Annotated in this window: 13 protein-coding genes and 2 pseudogenes; 6 read left to right on the forward strand and 9 right to left on the reverse strand. The window is 69.0% G+C overall.

Features of this window, described 5'->3' with window-relative positions; genetic code table 11:
- Positions 1–44: 44 nt before the first annotated feature.
- The 5 genes and pseudogenes from E1H18_RS21740 to E1H18_RS21755 all read right to left on the reverse strand — a co-directional run bounded on the left by E1H18_RS21740 (position 45) and on the right by E1H18_RS21755 (position 2,244).
- Positions 45–455, reverse strand: a complete 411-nt coding sequence (locus tag E1H18_RS21740) for a lysozyme inhibitor LprI family protein (protein ID WP_172272636.1) — start codon at positions 453–455, stop codon at positions 45–47.
- Positions 456–469: 14 nt separating this feature from the next.
- Positions 470–988, reverse strand: coding sequence for a hypothetical protein (locus tag E1H18_RS21745; protein WP_172272639.1), 519 nt, complete (start codon positions 986–988; stop codon positions 470–472).
- 77 nt (positions 989–1,065) lie between these two features.
- The gene (locus tag E1H18_RS21750; protein WP_172272641.1) at positions 1,066–1,542 is read right to left on the reverse strand and encodes a hypothetical protein; all 477 of its coding nucleotides are present in this window, start codon (positions 1,540–1,542) and stop codon (positions 1,066–1,068) included.
- Between the two features lie 53 nt (positions 1,543–1,595).
- A pseudogene (locus tag E1H18_RS26940) lies at positions 1,596–1,705 on the reverse strand (hypothetical protein); the annotation flags it as partial.
- Complete coding sequence (locus tag E1H18_RS21755) at positions 1,702–2,244, reverse strand: TetR family transcriptional regulator (protein WP_172272644.1); 543 nt, start codon at positions 2,242–2,244, stop codon at positions 1,702–1,704. The gene E1H18_RS21755 and the pseudogene E1H18_RS26940, both read right to left, overlap by 4 nt.
- A 75-nt stretch (positions 2,245–2,319) precedes the next feature.
- Here E1H18_RS21755 and E1H18_RS21760 point away from each other — a divergent pair, with 75 nt between their 5' ends.
- Positions 2,320–2,637, forward strand: a complete 318-nt coding sequence (locus E1H18_RS21760; RefSeq protein WP_172272647.1) for an SMR family transporter — start codon at positions 2,320–2,322, stop codon at positions 2,635–2,637.
- A gap of 141 nt (positions 2,638–2,778) precedes the next feature.
- Here the strand turns inward: E1H18_RS21760 and argJ are convergent, their stop codons facing one another.
- Together argJ and E1H18_RS21770 are read right to left on the reverse strand one after the other, a co-directional pair.
- On the reverse strand, positions 2,779–4,260 hold the full coding sequence (gene argJ, locus E1H18_RS21765) for a bifunctional glutamate N-acetyltransferase/amino-acid acetyltransferase ArgJ (protein ID WP_172272650.1): 1,482 nt from the start codon (positions 4,258–4,260) through the stop codon (positions 2,779–2,781).
- Positions 4,208–5,177: pseudogene (locus E1H18_RS21770) on the reverse strand (peptidyl-prolyl cis-trans isomerase). The gene argJ and the pseudogene E1H18_RS21770 overlap by 53 nt, the downstream one beginning before the upstream one ends.
- A 337-nt stretch (positions 5,178–5,514) precedes the next feature.
- On the opposite strand from E1H18_RS21770, the gene secA reads away from it, so the two are divergent.
- Complete coding sequence (gene secA, locus E1H18_RS21775; protein WP_172272653.1) at positions 5,515–8,283, forward strand: preprotein translocase subunit SecA; 2,769 nt, start codon at positions 5,515–5,517, stop codon at positions 8,281–8,283.
- 60 nt (positions 8,284–8,343) lie between these two features.
- Here secA and E1H18_RS21780 read toward each other — a convergent pair whose 3' ends face one another.
- Complete coding sequence (locus tag E1H18_RS21780) at positions 8,344–9,675, reverse strand: MFS transporter (protein WP_172272656.1); 1,332 nt, start codon at positions 9,673–9,675, stop codon at positions 8,344–8,346.
- An 83-nt stretch (positions 9,676–9,758) separates the two neighbouring features.
- On the opposite strand from E1H18_RS21780, the gene E1H18_RS21785 reads away from it, so the two are divergent.
- Positions 9,759–10,460 (forward strand): helix-turn-helix transcriptional regulator, encoded by a 702-nt coding sequence (locus tag E1H18_RS21785; RefSeq protein ID WP_172272659.1) that lies wholly within the window; start codon positions 9,759–9,761, stop codon positions 10,458–10,460.
- Between the two features lie 157 nt (positions 10,461–10,617).
- Here the strand turns inward: E1H18_RS21785 and E1H18_RS21790 are convergent, their stop codons facing one another.
- Positions 10,618–11,676: a DUF2855 family protein gene (locus tag E1H18_RS21790; protein WP_172272662.1), complete on the reverse strand. Its 1,059-nt coding sequence runs from the start codon at positions 11,674–11,676 to the stop codon at positions 10,618–10,620.
- Positions 11,677–11,825: 149 nt separating this feature from the next.
- On the opposite strand from E1H18_RS21790, the gene E1H18_RS21795 reads away from it, so the two are divergent.
- The 3 genes from E1H18_RS21795 to E1H18_RS21805 all read left to right on the forward strand — a co-directional run bounded on the left by E1H18_RS21795 (position 11,826) and on the right by E1H18_RS21805 (position 15,042).
- Positions 11,826–12,722, forward strand: a complete 897-nt coding sequence (locus E1H18_RS21795) for an EamA family transporter (RefSeq protein ID WP_172272665.1) — start codon at positions 11,826–11,828, stop codon at positions 12,720–12,722.
- A gap of 104 nt (positions 12,723–12,826) precedes the next feature.
- A complete protein-coding gene (locus E1H18_RS21800; protein ID WP_172272668.1) occupies positions 12,827–13,966 on the forward strand; it encodes an epoxide hydrolase family protein in 1,140 nt (379 codons plus the stop codon).
- A 56-nt stretch (positions 13,967–14,022) separates the two neighbouring features.
- Positions 14,023–15,042, forward strand: coding sequence for a low specificity L-threonine aldolase (locus tag E1H18_RS21805; RefSeq protein ID WP_172272671.1), 1,020 nt, complete (start codon positions 14,023–14,025; stop codon positions 15,040–15,042).
- Positions 15,043–15,071: the final 29 nt, after the last annotated feature.

Raw genomic sequence — 15,071 nt, forward strand, 5'->3', positions numbered from 1 at the left:
CTTGATCCCCAACCCTCTCCCGGCGAGAGAGCGGGTTCAAGTCCTCAGCGGCGGGGCCTGGCCATGCGCTCCAGCTCGACGGCGCGTTCGATGGTCAGGTTCAGGTGGCAGCTGGGACGCTCGATGAAGTCGATGGTGCCGCCGGTCAGGTTGGCGCTGCACTCGGCGTCACGGTTCTTGATCCAGGCGCGCTGGACGGTGCGCAGGTTGGTCTTGGCCTTCGGCGACAGCCGCGCCATGGCCCCGGCATAGGCGGTGTTCAGCCGCTTGTCCTGGCGGGCCAGCTCGGCGTTGATGCAGCCCGCCATGGCCGGCGTCACGCCCCGCGCCGCGTCGCCGGTCCGCAGGCAGCGCGTATAGGTCACCGAATATTCCTTCTCGACGTCGATCGAAGAAGCGGCGGCGGTCGGCGGCGCCAGCAAGGCGGCCGCCAGGGCGAGGGCGAACAGCGTCATCGCAGGGCTCCCGCTCAGAACTTGGTCTTGCAGCCTTGCCGCAGATGCACCCCGCGAAGGAAGCCGCGACGGGCCAGGCCGGCGTCGACGGCGGCGTTCATCTGGCGGTCGGCGGGGGCCGCGCCCGTCACTTCGCGCACCAGGCCGCGGAACGGGATGATGCTGTTGATGATGGTCTTGCCGCCGGCCTCGGCCAGCTTGCCGCCGCGGTTTTCCTCATAGGTGTTACCGACCACGTAATCGGGACCCAGCGTCGCGTTCAGGTCCTTCACCTCGGCGGCCAGCGCCTTGCAGGTCTTCAGGCCCTTGAGGCTGTAGGGGTCGTCGAACGCCTTGATCAGCACCGGCGGGACCTCGCGCTTGGACATGCCCACGTCGCGGGCCGGCTGCGAGCCGATGTCGATGGCCTTCTGGCGCGCCTCGCCCCAACGACCGGCGGGCTCGTCGGGCTTGGCCGGCGGCTTGGTCTGGGCGTGCGCCGCCGAGGCCGTCAGCAAGGCCGCGCCGAGAACAATGCAGAATTTCCGGGTCATTTTACGCCCTCCAGCTGAACACCGATCAGGAACGACAAGCTTGGCCTGAGGTTCCACTCACGGGCGAGTATGGAATCCTAGTTCGGCGGCGTCGCCGTTTCCAGGTCGAAAGCCGCGTCGAACGCGTCGTCATTGGGCACCGCGCCGGTCAGCGCCGCCTCGAACAGGCCCTCCAGCGCCTCCCAGACGAAACCCAACTGCTCCAGAACGGTCGGCACGCTGTAGGCGTCGAAGCCCGGATAGAGGTCCTCGACCAGCCACAGGCCCGAGCCGGGATCGAAGCCGAAGCGGCAGCCGATCAGGCGGAACTGGGCGCGGGCCATGGTCTCGAACAGCGCGGTCAGGTCGCGGGCGTCTTCCAGGTCCTCCGGACCCAGCACCAGGCAGCGGATCTGCAGCCAGCCGTGGTCGGGCAGCAGGTAGAAGGCGCTTTCGTCCTCGCCGGAAACCTCCAGGCCCCGGTCGATCGCCTCGACCACGAAGCCGGCCTCGCGGCAGACATTGGTCAGGCTCTCCAGCATCGCGCCTTCCTGGTCGGGAGTGAGATCGGTCATGGGAAGGCTCCGGGGGATGGGGATGGTGGTGTGTAGCACGGTGGCGGGCCCTGTGCGTCCTTCGAGGCCTGCTGCGCAGGCGCCTCAGGATGAGGAAATCTGTGAATCCCTCATCCTGAGGCGTGAGGCGAAGCCGAGCCTCGAAGGACGCACGACGCCTCAGTCCTCCCCGACCAGCGCCAGCAGGTCGGCGAAGATCTCGCGCCACAGCGCATCGTCCATCGGGAAGCCGACCACGTGGCGCAGCAGGAAGGCGCCCTCGACGGCCAGGAAGGCGATGCGGCGGCGTCGCTCTTCGGGGGTGGCGGCCGAGAGGTCGCCGGCCCGTTCGGCGTACCAGTCGGCCATGGCCCCGACCGTCTGGCCCGTGCCGGCGACGGCGGCCAGCAGGGTGGCCGTGCGGCTGATCGTGTCGTGGTCCTCGATTGCGGTCGAGCGGATGTGCTCGGCGATCACCGCCTGCGGCGTGGGGTCGGGACCGACATTGCGGGCGAACCGAGCCTTCTCCTGCTCGGCCCAGCGATTGAGCAGAGCGTCCAGGAGACCTTCCTTGGTCCCGAACGCCGACTGCACGCTGGCTTTCGGGACATCGGCGGCCTCGGCGACCTTGCCGAAGGTCAGGGCCGCGGCCCCGGCGTCGGCGACGACCGCCTCGGCCGCATCCAGCAGGCGATTACGATCCAGACTGCGCGGCCTTGCCATTCCCGCTCCTTGAAACTAATTAGATACGATCGTATTTAAACTGCGAAATCAGACGCACGACAAGGAGATCATACCGTGGCCTGGACCTATCTGTTGCTAGCGGGACTTCTGGAAATCGGCTGGCCGGTCGGGCTGAAGCTGGCCCAGGCGCCGGGCACGCGGATCACCGGCATCGCGATCGCCATCGCCTTCATGGCCGCCAGCGGAACCCTGCTGTTCCTGGCCCAGCGCCAGATCCCGATCGGCACCGCCTATGCGGTGTGGACCGGCATCGGCGCGGCCGGCACCTTCCTGGTCGGCGTCTTCGTGTTTGGCGATCCCAGCTCGCTGGTGCGCTATCTGGGCGTGAGCCTGATCGTCGCCGGCGTGGTGGCGCTGAAGCTGGGGCATTAGGGCTGCCAGCGCCCCCTCCGTCCGCTTCGCGGCCACCTCCCCCGCAGGCGGGGGAGGAGAAACACCCTCCTCACCCGTGAAACGGGGGAGGTGGCGCGCTGCGAATACGCAGCGTGACGGTGGGGGGCGCTCGACGCAGATCTAGCTCCGGTAGTCCCCGTTGATCGCCACGTACTGCTTGGTCAGGTCGCAGGTCCACACCGTGGCCGAGCCCTTGCCGACGCCGACGTCGACGCTGACCTCGAACTCCTGGTTCTTGACGTAGGCGCTCATCTTGGCCTCGTCGTACTCGGGCGAGATCAGGCCGTCGCGCGCAGCGTAGAGGTCGCCGAACTTGACGCTGATGCGCTCGCGGGCGACCGGCTCGTCGGCGCGGCCAACAGCCATGACGATGCGGCCCCAGTTGGCGTCCTCGCCGGCGAAGGCGGTCTTGACCAGCGGGCTCTCGGCGATGGTGCGGGCGATCTTGCGCGCGCTGGCGGGGCTCTCGGCGCCGTTGACGGTGATCTTGACGAACTTGGTGGCGCCCTCGCCGTCCTTGACCAGCTGCAGGGCCAGATCCAGCAGCACGTGCTCCAGCTTGTCCCTGAAATCGGCCAGGCGCTTGTCGCCCGGACGGCTGATCTTGGGCGCGCCCGACTGGCCCGTCGCGAACAGCAGCAGCGTGTCGTTGGTCGAACGGTCGCCGTCCACCGTCACGCAGTTGAAGGTCGTGCGGGTGTAGAGCGAAACCAGGGTCTGCAGGGCGGCGGGCGCGATGGCCGCGTCGGTGGCCACGAAGGCCAGCATGGTGGCCATGTCGGGCGCGATCATGCCCGAGCCCTTGGCGATGCCGGCGATCTTGACCTCGACGCCGTCGATCATCGCCGTCGCATACGACCCCTTGGGGAAGGTGTCGGTGGTCATGATCGCCCGACCAGCCTGGGCCCAGGCGTCGGGCGTCAGGCGCGCTTCCACGTCCGGCAGGCGGGCGGTGATCTTGGCGTCGTCCAGGATGACGCCGATGACGCCGGTCGAGGCCATCATCACGTCGCGCTGGCGGCAGTCCAGGCGTTTGCCCACGGCGGTGGCCACGCGGCGCACGGCGTCGGCGCCCGGGCGGCCGGTGAAGCTGTTGGCGCAGCCGGCGTTGACCACCAGGGCGCGCACGTCCGCGCCGCCGGTGGCGGCCAGCTGCCGCTTGCACCAGTCGACAGGGGCCGAGCCGACGCCGTGGCGGGTGAAGACGCCCGCCGCCGAGGTGCCCTCGGCGAAGCGCATCAGCAGCAGGTCTTCGCGCTCGTGCTTGTAGAAACCGGCGCGGCCAGTGGCGATCTCGACGCCGGCGATCGGCGGAATGACCGGGAACGGCACGGCCAGCGGCGAGACGGCCAGGCCAGGCTTGCCGGCCCCCGTCGCGGCCGGCTTGGCGGGCGCGGCGGCCGGGGCGGGATCGACCTCGCCGGCCGACTTCTGGGCGCGACGCAGACCGGCGCGCTTCAGGGCCGAGGTCAGCGGATCGACCAGGGCGCGCTCGATGGCCGCGCCCGCGCGCTCCACAGGGCCCGGCCCCGTGGCATTGGGCGTCGCTTCAGGCGCCGTCTCGGCGGGGGTCTTGCCGGAGGCTTTCGGAGTCTTGGTCATCTTGAGCCGCTTTAGTTCTTGGCGGTTGGAGCGGGGGCAGTTTCTGGCGGCGCCGAGGCCGGCTCCTGGGCGCCGCCGGTGTTCGGCGCGTCCTGGGGCTTGCCGATCAGCATCTCGACCTTGGCCGAGCCGCGCAGCTTCTCGAGGATGTCGCGCACTTGATCATAGGTCAGGAAACGCACGATCTGCGGTCTGGCCGCCTCGAGCGTGATCGGCTCTTCGGTGCGCTTGTCCTCGACCCGGACCAGGACCCAGCCGCCCTCGGCCGCGAACGGCCCGACCAACTGGCCCTTCTGAGCGTCCTTCAGGGCCGCGCCATAGGGCTCGGGCATCACGTCCAGGGTGAAGTAGCCCAGGTCGCCGCCGTTGAAGCGGGTGGCCTGGTCGGTCGAGCGCTCCATGGCCAGGGCGTCGAACGAGGCGCCGGTGGCCAGCAGCTTCTTCACGCTCTCGGCCTCGGCCTGGCTGCCGACGATGATCTGGCGGGCGCGGATCTCTTCCGAACGCTTGGAGAGCTTCTGCTGCTCGGCATAGAGCTTGCGGATGGCGTCCTCGGTGACGGCCTTTTCCACGACGCCCTCGACCAGCATGTCGCCCAGGATGCGCTCGCGGGCGGCGTCCAGGCGGCGCTGGGCCACGGTTTCCTTGTCCAGCTTGCGCTTGGCGGCCTCGGCGGCGAGGAGTTTCTGGTCGATGACCTCGTCCAGACGCTGGCGGAAGACCTCGCTGGAGATGTCCAGCGGCTCGCCTTCGCTGATCAGGCCTTGCGCGACGGCCTCGCGCTTGACGTCCGACGCCCAGATCACCTGGCCGTTGACGCGGGCCACGGCGGTGTCGCCCGGCTCCGGCGGCTTCTCGGCGACCTTGTTCTGACCACAGGCGGCCAGCAGCAGGGCGCAGGTCATGACGCTGAGCATGCTCAAGGCGCGAAGGGACGCGAAAGTCTTCAAGGCCCAAGTCTCCGGCTTTGCTTCAACCGGCTCTAGCGCGGTTTTTCGAGAAGAGGAAACGGCTTCGCCGCACAAAGCGTTCGAGGTGACGAAAACCGCCGTCCAGAGCCCCGGTTACGGGCGATAACCCCTCTTCGCCGAGGGGTCTTCGCGTTGACACCAAGGGGGGCGGTGCTTAAGTCTCCGGCCGCGCAGGACTAACGGATTTTTCCGTTGATCCCGCGTGACTTCATTCCCGTAGTCGAGGCCGCAACGCCTTAGCGCCGGCCTCCTCGTCACACCGTCCCCGTTCGGAATTCCCTGCATGCTTGGTTTCGCCAAAAAGCTCTTCGGCTCTTCCAACGAACGCAAGGTCAAGACCTTCCAGGCGCGGGTCGCCAAGATCAACGCGCTGGAAGCCGAGTACGCCGCCCTCTCGGAAGAGGCGCTGAAGGGCAAGACCGAAGAGTTCAAGGCGCGCCTGGCCAAGGGCGAAAGCCTGGACGACATCCTGAACGAAGCCTTCGCCGTGGTCCGCGAAGGCTCCAAGCGCGTGCTGGGCATGCGCCACTTCGACGTCCAGCTGGTCGGCGGCATGGTGCTGCACTTCTCGGGCATCTCGGAAATGCGCACCGGCGAGGGCAAGACGCTCGTCGCCACCCTGCCGACCTATCTGAACGCCCTGGAAGGCAAGGGCGTCCACGTCATCACCGTCAACGACTACCTGGCCCGCCGCGACGCCGACTGGATGGGTCAGCTCTATAACTACCTGGGCCTGTCGTACGGCGTGATCGTCAACGGCCTGTCGCAAGGTGAACGTCAGCGCGCCTATCGCAGCGACATCACCTACGGCACCAACAACGAATTCGGCTTCGACTACCTGCGCGACAACCTCGTCTACAGCGTCGAGGAAATGGTCCAGCGCGGCCACAACTTCGTCATCGTCGACGAAGTGGACTCGATCCTGATCGACGAAGCCCGCACGCCGCTGATCATCTCGGGCCCGACCGAAGACCGCAGCGAGTTCTACAAGACCGTCGACGTCCTGGTGAAGCAGCTGATCCAGGACAAGGGCACCTACGACCACGACGAGAAGCAGAAGCAGGTCATCCTGACCGAGGACGGCCAGGAGAAGATCGAAGAGATCCTGATGTCGGGCGGCCACCTGGCCGAGGACTCGGCGGGCCTCTACGACGCGGCCAACGTCTCGGTAGTGCACCACGTCAACCAGGCCCTGCGCGCCAACGTGTTGTACACGCGCGACAAGGACTACATCGTCAAGGGCGACGAGATCGTCCTGATCGACGAGTTCACCGGCCGCATGATGACCGGCCGCCGCCTGTCGGAAGGCCTGCACCAGGCCATCGAGGCCAAGGAAGGCGCCGCCATCCAGCCCGAGAACCAGACCCTGGCCTCGGTGACCATCCAGAACTACTTCCGCCTCTACACCAAGCTGTCGGGCATGACCGGCACGGCCTCGACGGAAGCCCAGGAATTCGACGACATCTACAAGATGGGCGTGTCGGAAATCCCGACCAACCGCACCATCCAGCGCATCGACGACGACGATGAGGTCTATCGCACCGAGCGCGAGAAGAACGAAGCGATCCTCAAGCAGATCGCCGACTGCCATGTGCGCGGCCAGCCGATCCTGGTCGGCACCGTCTCGATCGAGAAGTCCGAAGAGCTGTCCAAGCTGCTGTCGACCTTCGCCTTCGAGAATGACGGCAAGAAGCAGAAGGGCATCCCGCACCAGGTGCTGAACGCCCGCTTCCACGAGCAGGAAGCCGGGATCGTCGCCGACGCGGGCTTCCCCGGCGCGGTGACCATCGCCACCAACATGGCCGGCCGCGGCACCGACATCCAGCTGGGCGGCAATGTCGACATGCGCCTGGCCAGCTGGCGCCAGCAGCAGCGCGGCATGGGCCTGGAGATCGACCACCAGGACGAACTGGCCCAGAGGGCGACGTTCGAGGCCGAGATCGCCGACTCCAAGGCCAAGGCGCTGGCCGCTGGCGGTCTGTTCGTGCTGGGCACCGAGCGCCACGAAAGCCGCCGCATCGACAACCAGCTGCGCGGCCGCACCGGCCGTCAGGGCGACCCGGGCCGCTCGAAGTTCTTCCTGTCGTGCGAAGACGACCTGCTGCGCATCTTCGCCGGCGAGCGCCTGGACGCGATCATGCGCACCTTCGGCGTCCAGGAAGGCGAGGCGATCACCCACAAGTGGCTGAACAACGCCATCGCCACGGCGCAAAAGCGCGTCGAGCAGCGCAACTACGAGATCCGCAAGAACCTCCTGAAGTACGACGACGTCGTCAACGACCAGCGCAAGGCCGTGTTCGAGCAGCGCCAGGAGTTCATGGAGTCGACGGACCTCTCGGACATCATCACCGAGATGCGTCAGGACACGATCGACGATCTGGTCGCCCGTCACCTGCCGCCCAAGGCCTATGCCGAGCAGTGGGACATCGCGGGCCTGAAGGAACGCGTCCAGTCGGTCCTGGGCCTGGATCTGCCGATCGAGACCTGGGCGGCCGAGGAAGGCATCGCCGACGAGGAGATCAAGGACCGCATCGTCAAGGCCGCCGACGAGTACGCCGCCCAGCGTGAAGTGATCATCACGCCCGAGCAGATGCGCGGCGTCGAGAAGAACTTCCTGCTGCAGATGATCGATCTGCAGTGGCGCGAGCACCTGATGCACCTGGACCACCTGCGCAACGTCATCGGCCTGCGCGGCTACGGCCAGCGCGATCCGCTGAACGAATACAAGACCGAGGCCTTCTCGCTGTTCGAGAAGCTGCTGGGGGATCTCCGCACCAACACCACCCGCTGGCTGATGACGGTCGAGATCGCCTACGCCGATCCCGAGCCGCTGGAGAGCCCCGACAACCTGGTCGAGGTCCACCTGGACCCGCTGACCGGCGAGAACGCCGCCGTCGCCGGCGCAATCCCCGACGGCCTGTCGCCCGACCAGCGCGAAGCCCTGCCGGTCTCGTCGCTGCCGGAAGACTGGGAACGCACCGGCCGCAACAGCACCTGCCCCTGCGGCTCGGGCAAGAAGTTCAAGCAGTGCCACGGCTCGCTGGTGAAGTGAGACGGGGCCTGAAGGTCTGAGTTCGAAGCGCCCGCTCCGGGAAACCGGGGCGGGCGTTTTCTATTTGCGGGCCGGAAAACCCGCCACCACCGCCGCCCCCACCAGCATCACCGCCGCACACACCCCCGACACCCGCAGGCCCGTCACCGCATCCGCCCCGGCCAGCGCGCCGAAGATCGCGACGCCGGCCGCGCCGCCGACCTGGCGACAGGCGTTGAGGGTTCCGGAGGCGGCGCCGGCGTCGTGGCGGTCGACGCTGGCCAGGAGGCCGCTGGTCAGGGCCGGGATGGCCAGGCCCATGCCGCCGGGGATCAGGGCGAAACCGGGAGCCATGTCCCAGAGGCCGCTCCCCGCCCCCAGCCGGGCGGTCAGGGCGTAGCCGCAGGCGGCGATCAGCACCCCGCCGGTGGTCACCGCCCGCGCGCCGAACTGCGCCACCAGGCTTCCGCTGATCAGGTTGGAGACGATGAAGGTCGCGGTCAGCGGCAGGAAGGCCAGGCCCGCCTTGCCGGGGGCCCAGCCTAGGGCGCGCAGCATGTAGAGGCCCAACACGAAGATCAGGCCGTAATAGGTGAAGTTCAGCGCCGAACCGACCACCACCGCCGTCCACGCTGGGCGCTTGCCGAAGGCGGTCAGCGGCATGGCCGGATGGGCCGCGCGGCGCTCGACCCACACGAAGGCGGCGGCCAGGATCAAGCCGGTAGCCAAGGCGATCAACGGCAGGCCGGTCCACCCACGATGGCCGCCCTCGATCAGCCCGCCGACCAGCAACGTCACCGCCGCGACCGCCAGGACCTGGCCCGGGATGTCGAACGGGACGCGCGGCTTCTTCGGCGCTTCCGGCGCGACCAGCAGGGTCAGCAGCGCGCCCGCCACGCAGACCGGCAGGTTGACGAAGAACACCCAGCGCCAATCCAGCGCCTCGACCAGCAGGCCGCCCAGCACTGGTCCGGCGGCGATCGACACCCCGCCGGCCGCCGTCCACCACCCCACGGCCGAGGCCCGCGCCCGGTCGTCGCCGTGCGCGGCGTGGGCGATCAGGGCCAGGGAAGGCGGGATCAGCAGCGCCCCCGCCGCGCCCTGGGCCACGCGCGCCAGGATCAACATCAGCGGACTGCTTGCCAGGCCGCACGCCGCCGAGGCCAGGCCGAACAGCAGCAGCCCCGTCACGAACGCCCGCCGCGGTCCCACCCGATCGGCGATCGCCCCGGCCGACAGCAGCATGGCGGCCAAGGCTAGGATGTAGGCGTCGACCACCCATTGCAGCTGGGCGGTCGGAGCGCCGAACGCCGTCCCGATGGCGTCCAGCGCCACATTGACGATGGTCACGTCCAGCTGGGTGACGAAGAAGCCGAAGCTGGCGGCGGCGGTAATGAGCGGGAGCTTTCTCATGCCGTCTCCATGCCCCGCCCCACACCGCGAATGCTACACGCGCCGATGAACCATTCCGCGCCGGATGCGCCTAGAGTGCCGCCATGGACGCCAATATCGCCACCCCCGCCGCCCTGATCGGCGACCCGACCCGCGCGGCGATGCTGCAGGCCCTGCAGGACGGCCGCGCCCAGCCCGCCAGCGCCCTGGCCTGGGCCGCCGGGGTCACCGCCCAGGCGGCCAGCAACCACCTCTCCAAGTTGGTCGACGGGGGCCTGCTGGCGGTCGAGCGCGAGGGCCGGCATCGCTACTACCGGCTCGCCTCAGCCGAGGTGGCGCACGTCATCGAGGCCCTGTCGGTTCTGGCGACGCCGGTGCGGTCGCTGGCGGTTCCGAGATCGCCGAAGGCCCGGGCGCTGCGGGATGCGCGCTGCTGCTACGGCCACCTGGCGGGGCGACTGGGGGTGCGGGTGTGCGAGGCGCTGGTCGAACGCGATCTGATCCGGCCCGAGGCGGACAAGCTCTATGCCGTCACCGACGAAGGCCGCGCCTGGTTCGAGGATCTGGGCGTCGACGTCGGCGCTTTGCGCTCGCCCAGAGGCGTGGCGCGGCAATGCCTGGACTGGACCGAGCGGCGGCATCACCTGGCGGGACCGCTGGGGGTTCGGATGCTGGAAGCGATGACGGCGCGGGGGTGGTTCGTGCTGGAGGCGCAGGGGCGAGCGGTGCGGGTGACGGCGGCGGGCGAGCGGGCGCTGCGGGAGCGGTTGGGGGTGAGCCTCAAGGAAGAGCGGGTGGCCGCCTGATCGTCGGTCTCTCTCCTCCCCCTTTGGGGGAGGGGGACCGCCGAACGGCGGTGGAGGGGCCGGCGCCGGAACTGTGACTCAGCACAAGCCCCCTCCGTCTCGCCCGGCTTCGCGGGCGATCCACCTCCCCCAGACGGGGGAGGAGAGATGAACTCGCTCAGGGTTCGAGAATGATCCCCACATCCGGCGCCGTCCCGCCATCCACCTGCGCCAGGTACGCCGCCTGCACCGCCTCGCGGCCGCTCGAGCGCTCCACCTTCAACCACCGCGGCGCATCGGCCACGAAGCCGCTCCATGCCGCGCCGTAACGCTGCTCGAAGCCGCCCGGGCCCCAGTCCTGCTGGCGCTTGGTCACGCGATCGGGCGCGAAGAAGAACGCCGGCGTCGGGCCGGGCAGATCGCCACCGCCCTCGCGCGGCGCCTCCCAATGGGTGCCGCCGACCAGGATCGAGGCCTTGAGCTCATCCCCAAACCGCCGGTGCACGCCGCCCAGCACCGCCGCGTCGCCGGCAAAGTCGACATAGGCCGCCGGTCCCTCGATCGGCGCGGTCGCCAGGTCGTCGTACAGCACCACCTGGTCGTAGAACCCCAGCCCCTCGACAAAGGCCTTGTTGCGCGCCGAGGTCAGGCCAACGACCTTGGCCCCGCCGCGCTTCTTGAGCAGCGCCGCCAGGCCGATCGCGGTCTTCGACGAGGCGCTGGAAAGGATCACGCTGCTGGCGTCGTAAAAACCGTTCTCGTCGAACTGGTCGTCGATCAGGAAGGCGGTGATGAACAGCGGCTGCAGCAGCGCCTGATGGGCCTGAAGGCCGTCGTCCTCCCCCACCGCCTGGTACTGGTTGTAGATCGGCGGCAGCGGCGTGCGGTGCGCGGACACGTCGGTGAAGCCGCTGCGGCCAACCTTGGCCTGCACGGTCAGATGGGTCGACATCGGCCAGTAGCCGTAGAACCGCTGGCCCACCGCGATGTCGGGATGGGCCGAGGCCTCGACCCTTGCATGCCCCCAGACCGGCACCCGGCCAAACCCTTCCGACGCCGGGAAGAAGTCCCAGTAGCGCATCATCTCGCCGAACACCGCGTAGGTGATGTTGTTGGCGGTCAGGGCGAAGCTCTCGATCGCCAGCCGGACCTGCCCCTCGGCCAGCGGCGGCGGTTCCGCCTCGCGGAATTCGCTGCGGCGAAGGTCCGACTTGGCGACGACGAAATCCCAGGCCATGGCGCTGCTCCCCTTATGATCGCGGGACGTTCGCCCGCGCCTGGATCGAAGTCAAACACCCGTTGGAATTGTCACACGGGACAATGTTTCCGTTGCGGCAGGGGGTGCGAAGGCTCAAGTCCGGCTCATCCGTTCCCTGGAGCCGACCGATGACCCACGCGTCCCTGCCCTTGCGCCACTTCCTGCTGGCGCTGGCCGTGGTCGCGGTGTGGGGCACCAACTTCGTGGTCATCCGCATCGGCCTGGACCACCTGCCGCCGCTGCTGTTCGCCACCCTGCGGTTCACCCTGGTGCTGCTGCCGGTGGTGTTCTTCGTCAAGCGCCCGGCCGTGCCGTGGAGCAACCTGGCGGCCTATGGCCTGCTGATCGGCGCGGGGCAGTTTGGCCTGCTGTTCGTGGCCATGAAGGGTCACATCTCGCCAGGCCTGGCCTCGCTGCTGCTGCAGACCCAGGTGTTCTTCACCATCGCCCTGGCCATGCAGATCAACCGCGAGCGGGTGCAGGGCTTCCAGATCGCGGCCCTGCTGCTGGCGGTCGCCGGCATCGTGGTCATCGCCGCCCACGGCGGCGGGGCGGCGACCCCGCTGGGCGTGGGCCTCGCTTTGCTGGCCTCGCTGAGCTGGGGCTGCGGCAACATCGTCGCGCGCCAGGCCGGGCCGGTGAACATGCTGGGCTATGTGGTCTGGGCCAGCCTGTTCTCGATCCCGCCCCTCTTCGCCATGTCGCTGTGGCTGGAAGGCTGGCCGGCCATGGTCAAGGGCGTGACCGAGGCCGGGATCGGCACCTGGATCGCCGTGGCCTGGCAGGCCATAGGCAACACCATGTTCGGCTATGCCGCCTGGGGCTGGCTGCTGCACCGTCACCCCGCCGCCACGGTCACCCCGATGGCCCTGCTGGTCCCCGTCTTCGGCATGAGCGCCTCGGCCCTGTTCCTGGGCGAGGGTCTGCCGGCCTGGAAACTGATCGCCGCGGCCCTGGTGCTGACCGGCCTGGCGGTGAACATGCTGTGGCCGAAAGTGCGGGCGCGGTTCCTCGCTCCAGCCTGACCCCTTAGACTGCTTCCCCGGCGAAGCCGGGGAAGCGGAATGAGTGGTGCTTGACCTCCCCCACGTCACCCGCCTGACCCTCCTGCGCAAAAGGGAGGGCCGCGATGCCGACACCGTTCGAGGTCAACTGGACGAAAGCCCAGGTCGACAAGGTGCTGGACCAGGTCCGCGCCTATGAGTTTCCGTCGGCGCCGGAGGGCGGCGGCTGGGCCTATGGCTGCGACGCCGACTTCCTGCAGGCCCTCTGCGCCTACTGGACCGACGGCTACGACGTCGCCGCGGCGCAGGCGACCCTCAACCGCTTCCCGCAATTCACCGCCACGATCGAGGACCTGGACATTCATTTCGTCCACGTCGTCGGCGAGGCGCAGGGAAAGCGTCCCCTCCTCCTGACCCACGGCTGGCCGGGCAGTCACTTCGAGTTCTGGGACGCCATCGAGCCCCTGGCCTTCCCCTCGCGCCACGGCGGCGACCCGGCCGACGCCTTCGACCTGGTGATCCCGTCGCTGCCGGGCTTCGGCTTCTCCGGACAGCCCAAGCGGCCGCTGGGCCAGCGGGCGACGGCACGGCTCTTCAACACGTTGATGACGCGGGAGCTGGGTTACGAGACCTACCTGGCCCAAGGCGGCGACTGGGGCGGCCTGGTCACCTCGTGGCTGGGCCTGGACCACGCCGCGCACGTCCGCGCCATCCACCTCAACATGATCGGCCTGCGCCCCCACGGCCCGCCGACCACGCCCGAGGAGATCGCCTGGATCACGGGCTTCGGCGCGCAAATGGATCTGTGGGGAGCCTATTTCCGGCTCCAGGCCAGCAAGCCGCAGTCCGTCGCCTGGCTGGGCGCCAACAACCCCGTCGGCCAGGCCGCCTGGATCCTGGAGCGCTTCCACGACTGGGCCGATCTCTCGGCCAAGCCGTTCGAGCAGGTCTTCACCCGCGACCAGCTGCTGACCAACCTGATGCTCTACGTGATGACCGGCAGCTTCACGACCGGCGCCTGGTACTACCGCGCCATGCTGGAGGAAGGCGGCGTCGTGCTGCCCGAAGGCGTGCGCTGCGAGACCCCGACCGCCTTCGCCAACTTCCCCGGCGAAAGCATCTACAAGCCCCCGCCCCGCTCCTGGGCCGACCGCGCCTACGCCATCACCCGCTGGAGCGAGATGCCGCGCGGCGGCCACTTCGCGGCGATGGAGGAGCCGGGGCTGTTCGTGGAGGATGTGAGAGGGTGGGCGCGGGACCTGTAGACGGCCGAGGCTCCGCCATGGCATCCGGGCGCTCTGCTTTCCTGGAGTTCGCCCGCATGGCCCGCTACGATTTCGCGTCCGACAACGTCGCCGGAGCCATGCCCGAAGTGATGGACGCCCTCGTCGCGGCCAATGCCGGGACCGCTTCAGGCTATGGCACGGACCACGTCAGCCAGGCCGCCGCCGACCGCATCCGCGGCCTGCTGGACGCCGACGCGCAAGTGCGGTTCACCGCCTCGGGCACGGCCGCCAACGCCTTCGCCCTGACCCTGCTGGCCCAGCCGCACGAGGCGGTGCTGGCCCACGAGCACGCCCACATCTGCACCGACGAAACCGGCGCGCCGGGCTTCTTCGGCCAGGGCGTCGGCCTGATCGGCCTGCCCGGCGCATCGGGCAAGATCGAACTTTCCGGCCTGGAAGCCGCCCTCGCCAAACCGGACGTCTCCTACCACCAGCCCGCCGCCGCCCTGTCGCTGACCACCGCCACCGAGTACGGCACGGTCTATTCGCAGGCGCACCTGGAAAGCCTGGTCGCGCCGGTGAAGGCCAAGGGCTACGGCGTCCACCTGGACGGCGCGCGCCTGGCCAACGCGGTGGCGGCCGGCTTCGACCTGAAGAGCGTCGCCAAGATGGGTGTCGACATCCTGGTGATGGGCGGCACCAAGGCCGGCTCGACCCCGACCGAGGCCGTGGTGTTCCTCAACCCCGCCCATGCTCGCCGCCTGGACGCGCGCCTGAAACACGCCGGCCAGCTGGTCAGCAAGGGCCGCTTCCTGGCCGCTCCGTGGCTGGGCCTGCTGGGCGAGGATGGCGGGACGGGTCCGTGGGCGCAGCGCGCGGCTCACGCCAACGCCATGGCGCAAAAGCTGGCGGCCGTGATGCCGTTCGAGATCAAGCACCCGGTCGAGGCCAACGGCATCTTCGTCGAGATGGACGAACCGACCCTGGAGCGCCTGCGCGGCGAAGGCTGGTTCGTCTACCGCTTCCTGGACGGCACGGTGCGCTTCATGTGCTCCTGGGCGACGACGCCGGAGATGGTCGAGGAGCTGGGTGCGGCGCTGAAGCGGGTTCGATAGATGCTCCCCCGCGATGCGGGGGAGCTGTC

It is taken from the genome of Caulobacter sp. RHG1, assembly GCF_013181195.1.
GTDB lineage: Bacteria > Pseudomonadota > Alphaproteobacteria > Caulobacterales > Caulobacteraceae > Caulobacter.